The organism is Nonomuraea diastatica, assembly GCF_004349015.1.
Taxonomy (GTDB): Bacteria; Actinomycetota; Actinomycetes; order Streptosporangiales; family Streptosporangiaceae; genus Nonomuraea; species Nonomuraea diastatica.
In genome coordinates this window covers 1-19,598 of the sequence record NZ_SMKP01000199.1, presented here as the reverse complement: position 1 = coordinate 19,598, position 19,598 = coordinate 1, and the positions used below count along the sequence as shown (strand labels likewise).

Annotated in this window: 14 protein-coding genes; 11 read left to right on the top strand and 3 right to left on the bottom strand. The window is 70.3% G+C overall.

The features are described from left to right. Both E1294_RS43595 and E1294_RS43590 read left to right on the top strand, forming a co-directional pair. A partial coding sequence (locus E1294_RS43595; protein WP_132517257.1) for an ATP-binding cassette domain-containing protein occupies nt 1-703 on the top strand: 703 nt, incomplete at its 5' end. Then, nucleotides 700-2,502, top strand: coding sequence for an ABC transporter ATP-binding protein (locus E1294_RS43590; RefSeq protein ID WP_132517255.1), 1,803 nt, complete (start codon nt 700-702; stop codon nt 2,500-2,502). The genes E1294_RS43595 and E1294_RS43590, both read left to right, overlap by 4 nt. Before the next feature lie 73 nt (nt 2,503-2,575). Here E1294_RS43590 and E1294_RS43585 read toward each other — a convergent pair whose 3' ends face one another. Then, the gene (locus E1294_RS43585; protein ID WP_132517254.1) at nt 2,576-3,052 is read right to left on the bottom strand and encodes a helix-turn-helix domain-containing protein; all 477 of its coding nucleotides are present in this window, start codon (nt 3,050-3,052) and stop codon (nt 2,576-2,578) included. Between the two features lie 63 nt (nt 3,053-3,115). Between E1294_RS43585 and E1294_RS43580 the strand changes: the two genes are divergently transcribed. From E1294_RS43580 to E1294_RS43570, 3 genes are all read left to right on the top strand, one after another. Further along, nucleotides 3,116-4,360, top strand: a complete 1,245-nt coding sequence (locus E1294_RS43580) for an MFS transporter (protein WP_132517252.1) — start codon at nt 3,116-3,118, stop codon at nt 4,358-4,360. A gap of 107 nt (nt 4,361-4,467) precedes the next feature. Beyond that, nucleotides 4,468-4,917, top strand: a complete 450-nt coding sequence (locus E1294_RS43575) for a hypothetical protein (protein ID WP_132517250.1) — start codon at nt 4,468-4,470, stop codon at nt 4,915-4,917. A 111-nt stretch (nt 4,918-5,028) separates the two neighbouring features. Continuing rightward, nucleotides 5,029-6,942: an N-acetylmuramoyl-L-alanine amidase gene (locus E1294_RS43570; protein ID WP_132517248.1), complete on the top strand. Its 1,914-nt coding sequence runs from the start codon at nt 5,029-5,031 to the stop codon at nt 6,940-6,942. Here E1294_RS43570 and E1294_RS43565 read toward each other — a convergent pair. Further along, complete coding sequence (locus E1294_RS43565) at nt 6,905-7,801, bottom strand: MurR/RpiR family transcriptional regulator (RefSeq protein ID WP_132517246.1); 897 nt, start codon at nt 7,799-7,801, stop codon at nt 6,905-6,907. The two genes, E1294_RS43570 and E1294_RS43565, sit on opposite strands and share 38 nt — an antisense overlap. Nucleotides 7,802-7,843: 42 nt before the next feature. Then, nucleotides 7,844-10,426 carry an alpha-glucan family phosphorylase gene (gene glgP / locus E1294_RS43560; RefSeq protein WP_132517244.1) on the bottom strand — a complete coding sequence of 861 codons (2,583 nt, stop codon included), beginning with the start codon at nt 10,424-10,426 and terminating at the stop codon, nt 7,844-7,846. A gap of 288 nt (nt 10,427-10,714) precedes the next feature. Here glgP and E1294_RS43555 point away from each other — a divergent pair, with 288 nt between their 5' ends. The 6 genes from E1294_RS43555 (at nt 10,715) to glgB (ending at nt 19,328) form a co-directional block, all read left to right on the top strand. Beyond that, nucleotides 10,715-12,805 carry an alpha-1,4-glucan--maltose-1-phosphate maltosyltransferase gene (locus E1294_RS43555; RefSeq protein ID WP_132517242.1) on the top strand — a complete coding sequence of 697 codons (2,091 nt, stop codon included), beginning with the start codon at nt 10,715-10,717 and terminating at the stop codon, nt 12,803-12,805. A gap of 71 nt (nt 12,806-12,876) precedes the next feature. Further along, nucleotides 12,877-14,577 (top strand): maltose alpha-D-glucosyltransferase, encoded by a 1,701-nt coding sequence (gene treS, locus E1294_RS43550; RefSeq protein ID WP_132517240.1) that lies wholly within the window; start codon nt 12,877-12,879, stop codon nt 14,575-14,577. A 3-nt stretch (nt 14,578-14,580) separates the two neighbouring features. Next, nucleotides 14,581-15,906, top strand: coding sequence for a maltokinase N-terminal cap-like domain-containing protein (locus tag E1294_RS43545; protein WP_132517238.1), 1,326 nt, complete (start codon nt 14,581-14,583; stop codon nt 15,904-15,906). 91 nt (nt 15,907-15,997) lie between these two features. Continuing rightward, nucleotides 15,998-16,174 carry a hypothetical protein gene (locus E1294_RS53565; RefSeq protein WP_165977809.1) on the top strand — a complete coding sequence of 59 codons (177 nt, stop codon included), beginning with the start codon at nt 15,998-16,000 and terminating at the stop codon, nt 16,172-16,174. A 210-nt stretch (nt 16,175-16,384) separates the two neighbouring features. After that, nucleotides 16,385-16,909 (top strand): pyridoxamine 5'-phosphate oxidase family protein, encoded by a 525-nt coding sequence (locus E1294_RS43540; protein ID WP_220448277.1) that lies wholly within the window; start codon nt 16,385-16,387, stop codon nt 16,907-16,909. A gap of 250 nt (nt 16,910-17,159) precedes the next feature. After that, nucleotides 17,160-19,328 (top strand): 1,4-alpha-glucan branching protein GlgB, encoded by a 2,169-nt coding sequence (glgB, locus tag E1294_RS43535; RefSeq protein WP_132517259.1) that lies wholly within the window; start codon nt 17,160-17,162, stop codon nt 19,326-19,328. Nucleotides 19,329-19,598: the final 270 nt, after the last annotated feature.

Genomic DNA, 19,598 nt, shown 5'->3' with positions numbered 1-19,598 from the left:
GCCCGCCCCCATGTCGGTGTTGTGCGATCCGGTCTCAGGCGTGGAGATCGTGCCGGGACGGCTGACCGCCCTGGTCAGCGCCCGCCCGGCGGAGGCGACGGCGGTGCTCGACCGGTTGGGCGGGTTCGCCGGCCCCTCCGCGACCTGGGGCGGGATCCGGCTGAGCGACATCGACCCGGCGCGGCTCCGTGAGCGGATCCTGGTGGCCGACAACGAGGCCGACCTGTTCGCGGGCACGTTGCGCGACGTCGTCGCGGGCAGGCTCGACCCTGACGACGACGCCATCGGCCTCGCCGTCCACGCGGCCATGGCGGACGACATCGTCCGCGGCCTGCCCGGCGGGCTGGACGCGCGCGTCGACGCGCAGGGCCGCAACCTGTCGGGAGGCCAGCGCCAGCGCGTACGCCTGGCCAGGGCCCTGCTGGCCGACCCCGAGATCCTCCTCGCGGCCGAGCCCACCTCGGCCGTGGACGCGCACACCGAGGCGACGATCGCGGCCCGGCTGCGCGCGGTGCGAGCAGGCCGCACCACGGTCGTGACCACCACGTCGCCCCTCGTGCTGGCCCATGCGGACACCGTCCACTACCTGGCGGGCGGGTCCGTCGTGGCGACCGGCGGGCACGGCGAGCTCCTGGGCGGGCAGCCCGGCTATCGCGCGCTGGTGGCCAGGGAGGACGAGGGCAGCAGGGAGGCGGTCCGATGACGGGCTCGCCGGTGTCCGGGGAGCGAGGGCGGCACGGAGACGGCCCGACGACGGGCGGCGCCCTGCCGGTGGCCGATTCCTCCCGGCTGCGCAGGGCGGCGTTCCGGCTCATCCGCCTGGACTGGCGCGCGTTCTCCGTCATGGTCGTGCTCAACGCGCTGGCCTCCGCCGCGGGGCTGGCCGGCCCGTGGCTGCTCGGCCGCATCATCGACGAGGTTCAGAACGGCGCCGGGGTCGCCACCGTGGACCGGCTGGCGCTCGCGCTCCTCGGCCTCGCGCTGGCCCAGTTCCTGCTGGCCCGCTACGCCGGCCTCATCGGCCACCGCTTCGGCGAGCGTACGCTGGCGCGCATCCGCGAGGAGTTCACCGGCCGCGTGCTCGCACTGCCGGTGGGGGTGGTCGAGCGCGCCGGGGCGGGCGACCTGACCACGCGCGGCACCGCCGACGTCGCTGCGGTGGGCACCATGCTGCGCGGCGCGGGTCCCGACGTGCTGATCGCAAGCGTGCAGGCCGTGTTCGTGCTGGGCGCGGTCGTCGTCCTCGACCCGCTGCTCGGCGGGTGCGGCGTGCTCGGGCTGACGGGCATCTGGTTCGCCGCCCGGTGGTACATGCGCCGGGCGGTGCCGGCCTACCTCGCCGAAGGGGCCGCCAACTCGGAGCTCGCCGAGCAGCTCGCGGCCACCACCGCGGGCGCCCGCACGGTGGAGGCCCTGGGGCTGGGGCGGCGCCGCCTCGAGACCTGCCAGGAGGCCATCGGCCGGTGCCGGGCGACCCGCACCCGGACGTTGTTCCTGCGCAGCGTGCTCTTCCCCATCGTGGACGTCTCCTACGCCATCCCGGTGGTCGCCGTCCTCCTGGTCGGCGGCGTACTGCTCGGGCAGGGCGCCGTGACCCTGGGCACGGTGGTCGCCGCCGCGCTCTACCTGCGCCAGCTCTCCCAGCCGCTCGACGTCATCCTGCTCAACATGGAACGCCTCCAGAGCGGCGCCGCCTCCTTCGCCCGGGTGGAGGGCGCCGGCCTGGCCCCTCGGGCGGACCACGACGCCGCCGCCCCCGAGCCGGCCGACGACCGGCTGCAGGTGTCCGGTGTGCACTACGCGTACGACGGCGGCCCCGACGTCCTGCACGGGGTGGACCTGACGGTGCGGCCCGGGGAGCGGCTGGCCGTCGTCGGGCCGTCCGGCGCGGGCAAGACCACCCTGGGCAGGCTGCTGGCGGGCATGGACGTCCCGCGCGCCGGCTCCGTGACCGTCGGGCGGGTGCCGGTCGCCGGGCTCGACCCCGCCCGGCTGCGCGAGCGGGTCATGCTCGTCACCCAGGAACATCACGTGTTCCTCGGCACCGTACGCGACAATCTGCGGATCGCCGCGCCCGAGGCCACCGACGACGAGTTGCGCACCGCGCTGGCCGCCGTCGGCGCGAGCTGGATCGACGAGCTACCCGACGGCCTGGACACCGAACCGGGCCCGGGAGGCGAGCGGCTGGACGGCGCGCAGGCCCAGCAGCTGGCCCTGGCCCGCGTGGTGCTGGCCGACCCGCACACGCTGATCCTCGACGAGGCCACCGCCCTGCTGGACCCGCGCACCGCGCGGCACACCGAGCGCGCGCTGGCCGCGGTGCTCGCCGGGCGCACCGTCATCGCGATCGCCCACCGCCTCCAGACCGCCCACGACGCCGACCGGGTGGCCGTGCTGCGGGACGGCAGGCTCACCGAGCTCGGCACGCACGACGAGCTCGTGACGGCGGGCGGCGCGTACGCCGCGCTGTGGCGCTCCTGGCACGGCGGGCACCCCGAGTGAGCGGCGTCCTGCGGCCGTGATCGCCTGGGCGGGAACGGCTCCTCGGGACCGTCTCTGGAGTGAGCGCCGGCCGTCAGGAGGACGGGTGGCCGAGGATCAGCACGATCGCGTCCAGCAGCCGCTGCCAGTCGCCTTCGTGCAGGTCCCGGTCGAGCGGTACGGCGACGGCGGCGAGCGCGCCGACCAGCCTGGCCCGCACCGCGCCGTCCTCCTCGCCCAGCAGCGCGGCCAGGGATCCGGCCGCGCGCCGGAACCTCCGGGTCTCCGCGAACTCCACGAGCGACGGCGGCGGCGCCGGCGCGGCCTCCCCCGTGCCCGAGCCCGTGGCCGGCTCGGTGCCCGGGTCGGCGAAGGTGAGCACGAGCCGGGTGCCGAGGGCCTCGGCGAGCCGGTCGAGAGCGGAGAGGGTGGGGTTGCCCCGGCCGTTCTCCAGGTTGGCCACGTAGGGCACCGACAGCGCGGCGTCGGTGGCCACCGACGCGACGGTCCTGCCGAGTGCCGCCCGCCGGCTGCGCAACCGCCGGCCCAATTCCGCATGGTCCACGCTCATATCTTGACAGAATAGTAGATTGGCCTTTCTATTTTGTGAGAATACAAGCCATCGGGGTGGGAGATGTTGCGGGCTCTGCGGGTGCGGGACTTCCGGCTGCTGTGGGCGGCCCGGGCGGTGGCAGGGCTCGGGACGAGCATGCTGGTCGTCGCGATCCCCGCCCACGTCTTCGCCGTCACCGGGTCGGTGCTGGCCACGGGCGTCACCCTCGCCTTCGAGTACCTGCCCTCACTCCTGCTGGGGCCGTTCGCCGGGGTGCTGGCCGACCGGTGGGACCGCCGCCGCCTGATGGTGGCGACCGACCTCGTGCACGTCCTGGCGATCAGCGTGGCGCTGCTCGCCAGGACACCCGAGACGATCTGGCTCGTCTACGTGGCCGTGCTCGGGCAGGGCACCGCGGCCGTGTTCTTCCGTCCCGCCGCCCAGGCCCACATCCCCGCCGTGGTGGGCACCGGACCGGCCCTCACGAGCGCGAACGCGCTCAGTGCGGTCACCACCGGTGTGATCGGGCTGGGCGGCCCGCCGCTCGGCGGGCTGCTGTTCGCGTTCAACGGCATCGGCGCGGTCGTCGCGGCCAGCGCCGCCGCCGGGCTGCTGTCGGCGGCGACCATCGCCATGACCTCGGCCCGTCCCCGCGACCCCGGCACGGCCTCACGCAATGTGCTTGCCGGAGCTCGCGGCATCGGCCAGGGGCTGCGCCATATAGGGCAAGCCGCGGCGACCCGCGGTCTGCTGGCGACCAACAGCCTCTACCTGCTGGCCAACGCGGCGCTCACCGCCCTCCTCGTGCCGTTCGGCGTTACCCGGCTCGGCGGCAGCGTGGAGGTCGGCTACCTGCTGTCCGCGCTGGGGCTCGGCTTCCTCCTCGGCGCTCCCCTCAGCCACAGGCTGGCCGACCGCCACTCCGCCAGGACGACCGTCGCCGCCGGCCAGGCACTCGTCGCGGCCGCGTTCGCGCTGCTGTTCAACAGCACCGCGCTGCCCCTCGCGCTGGTCGCCGCCCTGCTGCTCGGGCTGCCGGCGGTGACCGTGCTGGTGTCCGTGCAGTCCTGGGTGCAGCGGACGACGCCTGAGGGGTTGCTCGGCCGCGTCACCGCGGCGTTCCTCACCATGGAGGCCGCCGCGACGATGTTCGGCGCCTTCGCGGGGCCCGCCGTGAGCGAACTGTTCGGCATGCCGGCCGCGCTCAACGCCGCCTGCGTGGTCGCGCTGGTGTCCGCTCCGCTCACGCTCTGGCTGGTCCCCCGGTGGTCCGGGCGAGGCGTGGACGGCTTCCCTCCCGCGGCGGAGAGCGAAGTCGGGCGCTGACCTCACGGCCAGGCACGGCACCCGCCAGACTGGGGCGAACCCAACGTATGGTCCCGGTCAGTCCGCGGGATCGACCCGGCCAGATCTCAGGAAGGGAGGGCGCGGCCATGGCAGTGGAGGCTCACGCGCTCGTGGAGGAGGTCGAGCGTGCGGCTGAGCGGCTGGACGCGCTGCGAGGCTCGTCCTTCGTGTTCTGGATGGACGTCCACGGTCCCGTGCGGTGCCCGGGGCCGGACTTGACGGCGGCGGCCGTCGCGGCCTACGGAGACGTGACGCGGGTGACGGGGGTCGACCCGGTCGAAGACTGGAGAAGCGAGGTCCGGGAGGCGGCCCATCGGATGGGGCATTTCCACCGGTTGTTCCGTGGTGCGGCCCGCAAGGAGCCGGAGTTCCTGGTCGAGTGGGTGCTGGAGATCATCGAGGACACGCTCGGGACCGTACGAGGCGCGGGCCGGGTCACGCATCGGCCGGCCGGGTGGTACGCGGCGTTGTGGGAGGACCGGGTCCTGGTCACGGACGAGTGGGCACTCGTGCTGAGCCTGACCAACGACAGCTGAGCGGCGCTCCCCGCAAGGAATGAAGAATCTCTTCGCAAAGATCTCGCCTGCGAAGGAAAATATTGAGACGCTGAACCCCACCACGCACCCCCAGCCCTCAAGGAGTGGTTCATGCGCAGACTACTGGCGATCTCCCTCGTCGCCGTCCTGCCGTTAAGCACCGTGACAGCGGCGCACGCCCAGGAACCCGCAGGCCGTCAGGCGGCCTTCGCGTCCGCCGCCGAGGAGTTCCAGGTGCCCGAGAGCGTGCTGCTCGGCGTCTCCTACCTGGAGTCGCGCTGGGACGCCCACGCCGGCCGGCCGTCCAGCGACGCCGGGTTCGGGCCCATGCACCTGACCGACGCCGCCGCCTTCACCGGATCGAACCACCACCACGAAGGCGAGGAGGACGCGCGCGGCGACGACAGCCGGCCCCTGCCCGCCCCGAGCGCGCGTCCCGCACCCGCCGACCTTCCTTCCTCGCTCCGCACGATCGAGAAGGCCGCCGAGCTCACCGGCGAGAGCCGCGAGCGGCTGCGTACGGACGCCGCCGCCAACATCCGCGGCGGCGCGGCGCTGCTCGCGGACTACCAGAAGGCGCTCGGCGCGCCGCTGAGCGACGAGCCCGGCGACTGGTATGGCGCCGTCGCGAAATACTCCGGCGCCGAGGAGGCGGGCGCGGCCAGGTTCTTCGCCGACGAGGTCTTCGCGACGATCAAGGAGGGCGCCGCGCGGACGACGGACGACGGGCACCAGGTCGCACTGGCCCCCGTCCCCGGGCTCACGAAGATCGAGAAGTGGCTGGACAAGCTCGGGCTGCGCAAGCCGAGGACCGACGGCGTGGAGTGCCCGGCGTCGATCTCGTGCGAGTGGATCCCGTCGGCGTACCAGGAGCTTCCCGGCGACGACTACGGCCACTACGACCTGGCGAACCGCCCGTTCAGTCAGAAGATCGAGTACATCATCATTCACGACATGGAGGGATATTTCCTGCCCTCGATCCGCCTCAACCAGGACCCTGCCTACGGCGCCAGCTGGCAGTACTCCGTCCGCTCCACCGACGGCCACATCGCCCAGCACATCAAGGCCAAGGACGTCGCCTGGCAGGCCGGCAACTGGTACGTCAACGCCAAGTCCATCGGCATCGAGCACGAGGGTTTCCTGGCCGAGGGCGGCACCTGGTACACCGAGGCGATGTACCGCTCCTCCGCCCGCCTGGTCCGCTACCTGGCGCTCCGGCACGGCGTCCCGATGGACCGGGCCCACATCCTGGGCCATGACAACGTCCCCGGCACGCTGCCGACCACGGTCAGGCAGATGCACGAGGATCCGGGCCCGTTCTGGGACTGGGCGCACTACTTCCAGCTGATGGGCGCGCCGCTGCACGGCCTCGGCAGCCCCAAGTCCGGCTCGATCATGATAAAGCCGGACTTCGCGACGAATAGGCCGTACTTCTATGGTTGCGACCGCCAGAACCCCGAGGCCGACTGCCCGCCCCTCCCCGCCGGCACCGTCTGGCTCCGCACCGAGCCGCGCGACGACGCCCCGCTCGTCAAGGACATCGGCAAGCACCCCACGGGCGAGTCGCTCTACAGCGTGTACGATCACAGCGCCCGAGCCGGCACCGGCCAGCGCTTCGCCGTGGCCGGCCGCCAGGGCGACTGGACCGCCATCTGGTACCTCGGCCAGAAGGCCTGGTTCCACAACCCGAAGAGCGCGCCCACGGCCGTGCCCTCCATGGGCCTGGTGGTCACCCCCAAGCCCGGCAAGGCGACGGTCCCGGTCTACGGCCGGGCGTACCCGGAGGCGGAGGCCTACCCGGAGGGCATCCCCTACCAGGAGGTGACCCCGCTGCAGTACACGTTCTCGGCCGGCGAGAAGTACACCCTCGCGGGGCCGGCCGCGACGGAGTACTACCGGGCGGTCACGTTCGACCCGGAGGACCACACGGTGGTGCGAGGCAGGGCGAAGTACCTGCAGATCCAGTTCGGCCACCGCGTGATGTTCGTCAAGGCTGACGACGTGCGGGTGACGTTCGCCGGGTGAACGCGTTGACGGCGCGCCTGGTGCTCGCAAGCGCCTCCTGAGAGGAGTCGAACGTACGCTGGGCGACGCCGACGAACACGCAGTCGACGACGAGGAGCTGGCTGATCCGGCTGGCCAGGGCGCCGGGACGGAACTCCGTCTCGCGCCCGGCCGAGATCAGCACGTGTTCGGCCAGCTCCGCGATGGTGGACCGGGGGTTGTTGGTGATGGCGACGGTCGTGGCCCCGCCCTCGGCGGCCCGGGTCAGCGGCTCGATCACGTCGGGGGTCTCCCCCGAGGTGCTGACGCCGAGCGCCACGTCACCGTGTTTCAGCAGCACCGCGCTGGTCAGCGCCAGGTGCGCGTCCTGGAACGCGTGGCTGGACAGCCCGATGCGCAGCAGCTTCTGGGCGAAGTCGCCGGCCACCAGCCCCGAGGCGCCGACCCCGTAGGCGTCGATCCGCCGCGCGCCGACGATGGCGTCGACCACGAGCCCGAGCCGCTCGGAGGTCAGCTGCGCGACCGTGTCGTTGATCGCCTCGGACTCGGCCCGCGCCACCTTGTGGATGACCTCGGACAGCGGATCGTCGGGGGCCAGGTCGCCGGGCACCAGCCGGTCGGGCTGCGCGGCGGCGGCCGCCAGGGCTAACCGGAGCTGCGGATAGCCCGCGAAGCCGAGCAGCCGCGCCGTGCGCACGATCGTGGCCTCGCTGGTGCCGGAGGCGGCGGAGAGCTCCGTGATGGTGCTCCGCGCCACCGTCGCTGGATCTTCGAGAATGAGGCGGGCGACGGTCTGGGCGGCAGGCGTCAGAGATGGCAGCACACCGCGGACCGTGGCCACCAGAGTGTCGGCCCGCAGGCCGTTGCCGCTGTCGTCCACGGTCCCGATTATGCCGCCTGCGCCGGGATCCCGAGCGGCTGGTTAGCGCAGAGTCCCGTTCGTCATGCCCGCGGGCTCCTCGGGCACCGTGATGAGGCCCAGCTCGGCCGGGGTGACGACGAGCGGGTGGTGCGGTACGACGCGCACGGTGTAGCCGAACGCGCCCGTGTGGTCGAGCGGGACGACCCCGGTGTAGTGCGCCCGCCCGTCGTCCTCCGCCGACGCCATCTCCAGCTTCGCGTACGCGGGACGCACCAGCTCGTCATGCGGCCCGACCTTGCCGTAGACGGCCTCGACCTGCACGTCGGCGGGCTCCAGGTCGCCGAGCGCGATCGTGGCGTGCAGCTCGATGGACGACCCGACCTCCGGTGTGTCGCCCACGCCCGTGGCCTCGGCGTGCTCGACCCTGACGCCCGGCCACGCCTTGGCGACCCGCAGCCGCCAGGCGGCGAACGCCTTCGCCGGGGCGTACCCGTCGGCGGACAGCGCCCTGGCCGCGCCGGCCGCCGGGTTGTACAGGGTCACGACGTAGTCGCGCAGCATGCGCCCGGCGAGCACCTTCGGCCCGAGCGAGGCCAGCGTGTGCTTGACCATCTCCATCCACCGCCGGGGCAGCCCGTCGCCGGGACGGTCGTAGAACCGGTCGGACACCTCGTGCTCGATCAGGTCGTAGAGTGCGGCGGCCTCCAACTCGTCGCGGCGGTCGGTGTCGGTCACGCCGTCCGCTGTGGGGATCGCCCATCCGTTGGAGCCGTCGTACCACTCGTCCCACCAGCCGTCGCGGATGGACAGGTTGAGCCCGCCGTTGAGCGCGGACTTCATCCCGGACGTGCCGGACGCCTCCAGCGGGCGCAGCGGGTTGTTCAGCCACACGTCGCAGCCCTGCACCATGAGGCGGCCGAGCGCCATGTCGTAGTCGGGCAGGAAGACGATGCGGTGGCGGACCTTCTGCTGGTCGGCGAACTTGACGATCTGCTGGATAAGCTTCTTGCCGCCCTCGTCGGCCGGATGGGCCTTTCCCGCGATCACGATCTGGACCGGCTTGTCGGGGTCGAGCAACAGCTCGGTGAGCCGCTCAGGGTCGCGCAGCATGAGCGTGAGCCGCTTGTAGGAGGGGACGCGCCTGGCGAACCCGATGGTGAGCACGTCGGGGTCGAGCGCGTCGTCGATCCACCCCAGCTCGGCGTCGGACGCCCCCCGCTCGCGCCATGACCGGCGCAGCCGCACGCGGGCGCCTTCGACGAGCTGTCTGCGCAGCGTTCCCCTGATCTGCCAGATGTCGCCGTCGGGGATCTTCTGGATGCCGTCCCAGCCGCGGGCGCGTTCGATCAGCGAGGGCAGCTCGCGGTCGGCCAGCTCCATGAACTCGCGCCCCACCCACGTGGGGGCGTGCACGCCGTTCGTGATCGAGCCGATCGGCACCTCGTCCAGGTCGAAGCCCGGCCAGAGGTCCTTGAACATCTCCCTGCTGACCTGCCCGTGCAGCCGGGACACGCCGTTGACGCGCTGCGACAGGCGCATGCCCATGACGGCCATGTTGAACCGGTGGGGATCGGACTCCGCGCCCAGTGCCAGGATGCGATCGACGGGCACGGTGGGCCAGGCGTTCGATCCGCCGAAGTGCCGTTCGATCATCTCGACGGGGAAGCGGTCGATCCCGGCGGGCACGGGCGTGTGCGTGGTGAACACCGTGCCGGCCCGCACCGCCTCCCACGCCTCGTCGAAGGAGAGCCGCGCCTCGGTCAGCTCGCGGATGCGTTCGAGGCCCAGGAATCCGGCGTGGCCCTCGTTGGTGTGGAACACCTCGGGCTCGGCATGCCCGACGCTCTTGCAGTACGCCCTGATCGCGCGCACACCGCCCACGCCCAGCAGCAGCTCCTGCATGAGCCGGTGGTCGGTGCCGCCACCGTAGAGCCGGTCGGTGACGTCGCGGGCGGGGGTGTCGTTGTCGGCCACGTCGGAGTCGAGCAGCAGCAGCGGCACCCGGCCCACCTGCGCCACCCACACCTGAGCGTGCAACATCCGCTCGTCCGGCAGCCCGATGCGGATCTTGACCGGTGTGTCGTCGGCGTCCTTGAGCAGGCTGAGGGGCAGCCCACCGGCGTCGAGCGACGGGTAGTGCTCCTGCTGCCAGCCCTCGGGCGACAACGACTGCGTGAAGTAGCCGTGACGGTAGAGCAGGCCGACCGCGAGGATCGGCACGCCCAGGTCGCTGGCGGCTTTGAGGTGGTCTCCCGCGAGGATGCCGAGACCGCCCGAATACTGCGGGAGGGCCGCGGCGATGCCGTACTCGGGGGAGAAGTAGGCGATGGCGCGCGCGCCGTCGGGCAGCGTCTGGTACCAGCGCGGCGAGGTCATGTACTCGCGCAGGTCGTCGGCGGCGTCGGCGAGGCGGCGCAGGAACCGGCGGTCGGCGGCCAGCTCGGACAGCCTGGCGGGGGTGACCGCGCCGAGCAGGGCGACGGGGTCGTGCCCGACCCGCTCCCAGAGGTCGGCGTCGACCTCGGAGAAGAGGTCCATGGTCTCCGGGTGCCATGACCAGCGGAGATTGTGCACGAGCTCGCCGAGGGCGGCCAGCTCCGCGGGCAGGACGGTGCGGACGGTAAACCGGCGGATAGCTCTCACGATTCTGCACCCTACGGGCTAGGAGGGACCTCTCAGTCCTTCACCCTCATGAAGGCCGTTCAAACCCCTTCCAGGAACAAGCATGAAGAGCCACCATTGGGGCAACTTTCCTCTTTGTTGGCCCTCCCACGGACACACTCGGGAGGTCTATCCGCTGCTGTCCAGAAATAACGTGCAAGGATCGTTACTGCCAGGGAGGCCGCCTCCAGCGGACCACCGGCAACAGCGTGTGCATCCACGGAAAACCTCCGGCGGCACCGAGTGTGCCGCCGCAAACCCTTGAATGCGATGATCGGACGAATTCCCATCACGGACATCTCCCCCGTCGTCGACTGCGGGCAGTGGCCCGCCAAGGCGGTCGCCGGCGAGACCTTCGAGGTCTCGGCGACCGTGTTCAGAGAAGGCCACGACGCGGTGGCCGCGGGCGTGGTGCTGACCGCGCCCGACGGGCAGCGCGGTCGGCTGAGACCGATGCGCGAGCTGGCGCCGGGCACCGACCGCTGGGGCGTCGAGGTGTGCCTGCCGGCCGAGGGCGACTGGCTGTTCCGCGTGGAGGCGTGGAGCGATCCGATCAGAACGTGGCTGCACGACGCCGAGATCAAGATCCCGCGCGGGATGGACGTCGACCTCATGTGCGAGGAGGGCGCGCGGCTGTTCGAGCGGGCCGCCAGGGCCGTGCGGGTGGCCGACTGCGCGCACGACCGGCCGGCCCAGGAGGGGCACGCCGGCGCGAACGGGCAACGCAGGCAGAACGGCAACGGCGAGAGCGCGTGCGGGCACCGCGCGGCGCTGCTGTCGATCTCCGCCACGCTGCGGGACGAGGAGCTCGATCCGCGGGCGCGGTTGTCGATCGCCCAGCTCCCCGAGACCGCCGCGCTGCTGCAGGCCCACCCGTTCCGCGAGCTGGTGACCAGGTCCAGGTCGCACAAGATCAGGGTCGACCGCCGCAGGGCGCTCTACGGCTCCTGGTACGAGTTCTTCCCCCGGTCGGAGGGCGCGGTCGTCGACGAGCTCGGCGTGTCCAAGTCCGGCACCTTCCAGACCGCCGCCAAGCGGCTGCCCGCGATCGCCAAGATGGGCTTCGACGTCGTCTACCTGCCGCCCGTCCACCCGATCGGCACGACGTACCGCAAGGGCCGCAACAACACGCTCAACCCCGAGGCCGACGATCCGGGCTCGCCGTGGGCGATCGGGTCGGAGGACGGCGGTCACGACGCCGTGCACCCCGACCTCGGCACGCTGGAGGACTTCGACGAGTTCGTCGGCCGGGCCGGAGAGCTGGGCATGGAGGTGGCGCTCGACTTCGCGCTGCAGTGCTCGCCCGACCACCCGTGGGTGAAGGAGCACCCGGAGTGGTTCACGATCAGGGCGGACGGGTCGATCGCGTACGCCGAGAACCCGCCGAAGAAATATCAGGACATCTACCCGGTCAACTTCGACAAGGACCCGGAGGGCGTCTACGCCGAGGTCAAGCGGGTGCTGCTGCACTGGATGCGGCACGGGGTGCGCATCTTCCGGGTGGACAATCCGCACACGAAGCCGGTGATGTTCTGGGAGCGGCTGCTGGCCGACATCCACACGACCGATCCCGACGTGATCTTCCTGTCGGAGGCGTTCACCCGGCCGGCGATGATGCGCGCGCTGGCCAAGATCGGCTTCCACCAGTCGTACACGTACTACACGTGGAAGAACTCCAAGTACGACGTGGAGGGCTACCTGTCGGAGCTGGCCCACGAGACCTCGCACTACCTGCGGCCGAACCTGTTCGTCAACACGCCGGACATCCTGCACGAATATCTGCAGCACGGCGGCGGCCCGGCGTTCAAGATCAGGGCGGTGCTGGCCGCGCTGACGTCGCCGGCCTGGGGTGTCTACTCCGGGTATGAACTGGGGGAGAACGTACCGGTACGCCCGGGTAGCGAAGAATACCTGGATAGCGAAAAATATCAGTACAAGCCTCGCGATTGGGTTACAGCCGAACGCGAGGGACGTAGTCTGGCTCCCTTCATCACTCATCTGAATTTGTTCCGAAGAGCGCATCCGGCACTGCAGGAATTGCGTAACCTACGGTTCCACAGGGTCGATCAACCGGACATCGTTTGCTTGTCCAAACGGCTACCGGGCGCCTATGACCCGGCCACACGAAGGCACGGGCTGGGCGATGTCGTAGTGGCGGTCGTCAACTTGGATCCACACCACACCCATGAGGCGACCGTAGATCTCGACCTGCCCGCCATCGGTCTCGACTGGAACGCGGAGTTCGTCGTCGACGACGAACTGTCGGGCGAGTCGTACCGCTGGAGACAGAGCAACTATGTACGCCTCGACCCGCACATCCAGCCTGCCCATATTCTCACCGTACGAGCCGCGCCACGGTAGAACTGAATTCAGCGGGGAGTCTTCAACGTGTGTGACAGCGCCTCCCTCATGAGCACCCTGCGAGGCGGCTCATGAGCATCACACCCATTCCCAACACATTTGACGAGGAAAAGCCGCGCGACCCCCACTGGTACAAGCGCGCGGTCTTCTACGAAGTCCTGATCAGGGGCTTCGCCGACTCCAACGGCGACGGGACCGGCGACATCCGCGGGCTCATCAGCCGGCTCGACTACCTGCAATGGCTCGGCGTCGACTGCCTGTGGCTGCTGCCGCTGTACGAGTCGCCGCTGCGTGACGGCGGCTACGACATCGCCGACTTCATGAAGATCCTGCCCGAGTTCGGGGACCTGGGAGACTTCGTGAAGCTCGTGGACGAGGCGCACAAGCGCGGCATGCGCGTCATCGCCGACCTCGTCATGAACCACACCAGCGACGCCCATCCCTGGTTCCAGGCGTCGCGGCACGACCCCGAGGGCCCGTTCGGCGACTTCTACGTGTGGTCCGACACCGACGAGAAGTACCAGGACGCCCGGATCATCTTCATCGACACCGAGACGTCCAACTGGACCTACGACCCCGTGCGCGGCCAGTACTACTGGCACCGGTTCTTCCACCACCAGCCCGACCTCAACTACGAGAACCCGGCCGTGCAGGACGCGATGCTGGAGGTGCTGCGGTTCTGGCTGGACCTGGGCATCGACGGGTTCCGGCTGGACGCGGTGCCGTACCTCTTCGAGGAGGAGAACACCAACTGCGAGAACCTCCCGAGGACCCACCAGTACCTCAAGCGGATCAGGTCGGAGGTCGACCGCCTCTTCCCCGACCGGGTGCTGCTCGCCGAGGCGAACCAGTGGCCGTCGGACGTAGTGGAGTATTTCGGCGACCCGGTGGGTGGCGGGGACGAATGCCACATGGCATTCCACTTCCCCTTGATGCCGCGGATCTTCATGGCCGTACGCCGGGAATCGCGCTACCCCATTTCCGAAATTCTGGCCCAAACGCCGAAAATTCCGGAAAATTGCCAATGGGGAATCTTCCTCCGCAACCATGACGAGCTCACGCTCGAGATGGTCACGGACGAGGAACGCGACTACATGTACACCGAATATGCCAAAGACCCCCGTATGCGGGCGAATGTCGGCATACGCCGCCGCCTGGCCCCCCTGCTGGAGAACGATCGTAACCAGATCGAGCTGTTCACCGCGCTGCTCCTGTCGTTGCCGGGCTCCCCGGTGCTCTATTACGGCGACGAGATCGGCATGGGCGACAACATCTGGCTCGGCGACCGCGACGGCGTGCGCACCCCCATGCAGTGGGACCCCGACCGCAACGCCGGCTTCTCCGACTGCGACCCCGGGCGGCTCTACCTGCCGGTCATCATGGACCCGATCTACGGCTACCAGGCCATCAACGTCGAGGCCCAGCAGAAGAACGCCGGCTCGCTGCTGCACTGGACCAAGCGCATGATCGAGATCCGCAAGCGGCACCCGGTCTTCGGGCTGGGTGGTTACGCCGAGCTCAACTCCTCCAACCCCAGTGTGCTGGCGTTCGTCCGCGAGCTGGGCGACGACCGCATGTTGTGCGTGAACAACCTGTCGCGCTTCCCGCAGCCGGTCGAGCTCGACCTGCGCAGGTTCGTCGGTGTCGCTCCCGTTGAGACGATGGGTGGGGTCCCATTCCCGGCAATTGGCGAACTTCCGTATCTTTTGACGCTTCCCGGGCATGGGTTCTACTGGTTCACACTCCCGCCGGCCGTCATCCAGGAGGAGTAGGACGTGCTTGACGAGCTCCTTGCCGCATGGATCGGCCGCCAGCGTTGGTTCGGCGGCAAGGGGCGCCCGATCGACGATCTGTCGATCGACTCGGACATCGAGCTGACCCTCGGGCTCCGGCACCTGATCGTCGCCGTCTGGCAGGAGGGCTCGCGCGACCGCTACCAGGTGCTGCTCGGGGAGCGTCCCTCGCTCCCCGACCGGCTCACCCACGCGCTGATCGGCACGATCGGCGACGTCTACCTCTACGACGCCGTGCACGACGCCGTGCGCACGGACTGGCTGCTCGACGGGATGGCCCGCGACGAGGAACGCTGCGGCCTGCGCATGCGCCACGTCCCCGGCGCCGCCATCGACACCGAGCCGCGCAGCGTGGTGCTGAGCGCCGAGCAGTCCAACACCTCTCTCGTGTACGGCGACGCCTACATCTGCAAGCTGTTCCGCCGCCTCATCCCCGGCGTCAACCCCGAGCTGGAGATCGTCACCGCGCTGGCCGCGAGGAACGCGCCGCACATCGCGCAGCCGTACGGATGGATCGAGACCGACCTCGACGGCACCGGCACCACGCTCGCGTTCATGCAGGAGTTCCTGTCCACCGCGAACGACGGCTGGGACCTCGCCCTGGCCAGCGTGCGCGACCTCTACGCCTCGCTGCCCGAGGTTCCGGCGTCCGAGGCCGGAGGGGACTTCGCGGCCGAGTCGCTGCGGCTGGGCACGGCCACCGCCCGCGTGCACCGCGAGCTGGCCGCCGCCTTCCCCACGGACGTCATCGAGACCCACGAGGTCAAGCGCATGGCCGAGGGCTTCAGACGCCGGCTCGGCCGCGCCGTGTCCGAAGTGCCCGCGTTGCGGCATCATGTGACCGGCATTGAGCACGTCTACCACCAGGTGGAGCTGCTCACCAACGAGGTGCCCGTGCAGCGTGTTCACGGCGACTACCACCTCGGCCAGGTGATGCGCACCACGACGGACTGGGTGGTGCTGGACTTCGAGGGCGAGCCGGGGCAGCCGCTGACCGAGCGCAGGGCGCTGTCGTCGCCGCTGCGCGACGTGGCGGGGATGTTGCGCTCCTTCGACTACGCGGCCAGGCACCTGCTGGCCGGCCACCCCGAGGCCGAGGCGCTGGAGCCGCGGGCCCAGGAGTGGGCCGACCGCAACAGGGCCGCGTTCCTCGACGGGTACGCCGAGGGCGGCGGCGTCATCACGCGCGGGGACGCGGTGCTGCTGAGGGCGTTCGAGTTGTCGAAGGCCGTGTACGAGGTGATCTACGAGGCCCGCAACCGGCCCACGTGGCTGCCGATCCCCCTGGCGGCCTTCCGCCCCCGCTAGAGGGCTCACCGGACGCCTTCGCGGGTAGTCCCTCGGGCGGCTCGTTCCAGGTGGGTTCGTCGATGGACCAGGTCGCCGACGCCTGGCGGCGGTGCTGGTCGTCGATCAGTGGTGTGAGGGCGTCGAGTTCGGCGGCGAGGGAGCGGAAACCGCCACGCTCCCGCCCGTGCGCTTCGCCGACCTGCGTGAGCTGGCCGCGGATGCGAGACAGAGCCCAGAGTTGAAGCGCGCGGCCGAATACGCCAGAGGCGCGAAGGATCTCGGGTAGGTCGAAGCCGGACTCCACAACGTCTCGATCGACCGTGGCTGGGCCCTCGAGGAACGTGCCGCTCGATTGCGTCGCAGCCGCCATCGACAGCTGGGATCACACGTGATCGCGCAGGTCGGCGAACCAGCGGCGAGCCTGTTCCGGACCCTCGGGATCGGGGTAGCAGAGGTGACTAGTGTGGTTCACCGGAACCGAAGGCGAGGGGGAACCGTGGTCCGTACACCCGAAACCACCATCGATCCGCGGTACAGCAGCGACGACGCCCAGCCCACCCCGTGGCCGGACGCCGTCGCCCACCTCCGGGATGCGGAGCTGTTCTGGGTGTCCACCGTCCGGCCCGACGGGCGACCACACGTCACTCCGGTCGTCGGGGTCTGGCTGGACGACGCCTTCTACTTCTCCTGCGGACCGGAGGAGCAGAAGGCGAAGAACCTCGCGGCCGGCCCACATTGCGCGGTGACCACCGGCTGCAACCGGTGGGCCGACGGCCTGGACATCGTCCTGCACGGCGACGCCGTCCTGGTGCGGGACCGGCAGGTGTTGCGCCGGGTGGCCGATGCCCACACCGCCAAGTACGGCAGCGTCTGGGCCGCCGAGGTCGACGACGACGGCATCTTCCGCATGCATGGGCACGAACCACTGGTGTACCAGGTCAGCCCGGCACAGGCGCTGGGGTTCGGCAAGACGGGCGGGTTCAGCCACACCCGGTGGGACTTCACCACCGAACCTGCCTGACCGGCAGGTCATCGACTGCGCTCTGCCCATGCCGCGGCGCTCAGAGCATCCGCGGGCGCGCCGCTGGAGCGGGTCGTGCGTCCGGCCGCGTCACGATCGGCCGGACGGTATGCCGGGTTAAGAACGGGAAAAGACTCTGAGCTCCGCCTTGTGGATGAACCCGGATTTTGCACTTTCGGTGATTGTCTCGGTGATAGGGGGCAGTGCCTGGGATGGACGGTCATCATGGGGCAAGGTGGGGAGTATGCCGATGAGGACAGAGCTCGACCGCCTGGCGGGCGGGGCGCATCACGATCCGCACTCCGTGCTGGGAGCGCACCCCGTGGCGGGCGGGACGGTCTTCCGCGCCCTGCGGCCGCTGGCCGAGCGGGTCGAGGTGGTGCTCGACGACGGCACGGCCCACGGCATGAAACACCAGGCCCACGGCGTGTTCGAGGTCACCGTCCCCGGGCTCGACAAGGTCCCGGGCTACGCGCTGAGGGTCAAGTACGCCGGCGCGGAGCCGTACCTGATGCGTGATCCCTACCGGCACTGGCCCACGCTCGGCGAGGTGGACCTGCATCTCATCGGTGAGGGACGGCACGAGCGGCTCTGGGAGGTGCTCGGCGCCCGCGTGATGGAGCACGAGGACGTCGACGGCACGGCGTTCGCGGTGTGGGCGCCCAACGCGCGCGGCATCAGGGTCGTCGGCGACTTCAACCACTGGGACGGCACCGCCTACCCGATGCGCTCCCTGGGGCGTTCGGGGGTGTGGGAGGTGTTCATTCCCGGGCTCGGGGTGGGCGAGCGGTACAAGTACCAGATTCTCGGCGCCGACGGGATGTGGCGCGACAAGGCCGACCCGATGGCCAGGCGGACCGAGGTGCCGCCGATGACGGCGTCCGTGGTGGACAGGTCCGAACACGCCTGGGAGGACGACACGTGGATCGCCGAGCGGCGTGAGAGGCAGCCGCAGCACGGCCCCATGAGCATCTACGAGGTGCACCTGGGTTCGTGGCGGCCGGGGTTGTCGTACGTCGAGCTGGCCGAGCAGCTCTCCGCGTACGTGTCCGACCTGGGATTCACGCACGTGGAGTTGATGCCGGTGGCCGAGCACCCGTTCGGGGGCTCGTGGGGCTACCAGGTGACGTCCTACTACGCGCCGACGGCCAGGTTCGGCACGCCTGACGATTTCCGCCGGTTCGTGGACCTGATGCACCAGCGTGGCGTCGGGGTGCTGCTCGACTGGGTGCCGGCCCACTTCCCCATGGACGACTGGGCGCTCGCGCGCTTCGACGGCACGCCGCTGTACGAGCACGCCGACCCGGCCAGGGGCGAACATCCGGACTGGGGCACGTACGTGTTCGACTTCGGTCGCAGGGAGGTCAGGAACTTCCTGGTGGCCAACGCCCTCTACTGGCTGAAGGAGTTCCACGTCGACGGGCTGCGGGTGGACGCGGTGGCGTCGATGCTCTACCTCGACTACTCGCGCCGCGAAGGCGAGTGGACGCCGAACGTCTACGGCGGCAGGGAGAACCTCGACGCGGTGGAGTTCCTCAAGGAGATGAACTCCGTGTGCTATCGCGAGGCGCCCGGCATCTCGACCGTGGCCGAGGAGTCGACGGCCTGGCCGGGGGTGTCGCGCCCGGTGCATCTGGGCGGTCTCGGCTTCGGGTTCAAGTGGAACATGGGCTGGATGCACGACACGCTCGAATACCTGCGCCACGAGCCGATCTTCCGCCAGTACCACCACCATCAGATGACGTTCTCGCTGCTGTACGCGTACTCCGAGAACTACGTGCTGCCGCTGTCGCACGACGAGGTCGTGCACGGCAAGGGCTCGCTGCTGGGCAAGATGCCCGGCGACGAGTGGCAGCGGTTCGCGCAGTTGCGGGCGCTGCTGGCGTTCATGTGGGCCCATCCGGGCAAGCAGTTGCTGTTCATGGGCAGCGAGTTCGGCCAGGGCTCGGAGTGGTCGGAGGAGCGCGGGCTCGACTGGTGGGTGCTGGAGTTCGACGGGCACCAGGGCGTGCAGCGGCTCGTACGCGACCTCAACCGCGTCTACAAGGAGACCCCCGCACTGTGGCAGCAGGACCACACGCCCGAGGGGTTCCGCTGGATCGACGCCGACGACGCTTCGGGCAACACGTTCTCGTTCGTCCGTTACGGGACCGACGGGTCCGCGGTGGCGTGCGTGGTCAACTTCAGTGGCGGGCCGCACGAGAGTTACCGGCTCGGGCTTCCGTACGCCGGCCGGTGGACGGAGATCGTCAACACCGACGCTTACGACTACTGGGGCAGCGGCGTGGGCAACATGGGCATGGTGGAGGCGGGTGACGAACCGTGGCACGGGCTGCCGCACTCGACGACGCTGCGGGTGCCGCCGCTCGGCGCGGTCTGGCTCGCGCACGAGGCGCCGGTGGTTGAACACGGTGGTTGAACAGGGGGTGAACAGGGTTGCTCGGCCGTCACTGAAAGTTCGGTGAGAAAGCGCGCGGGAGCCCTGTGCCTGTCGGGCAAATCGCCATAAACTCCGAGATCATCCCCTCTCGGAGGACGCGTGCGACTTCGCCCCCTGATCGTGTGCTCGATCGCCCTGGCCCTGCTGCCGCTGTCCGGCCCGGCCCATGCCGACGATCCGACGGCCACCCCGCCGCCCGCCGTGACGGAGTCCCAGGCGCCGCCGGCGGCGCCTGGGACTCCGTCACGG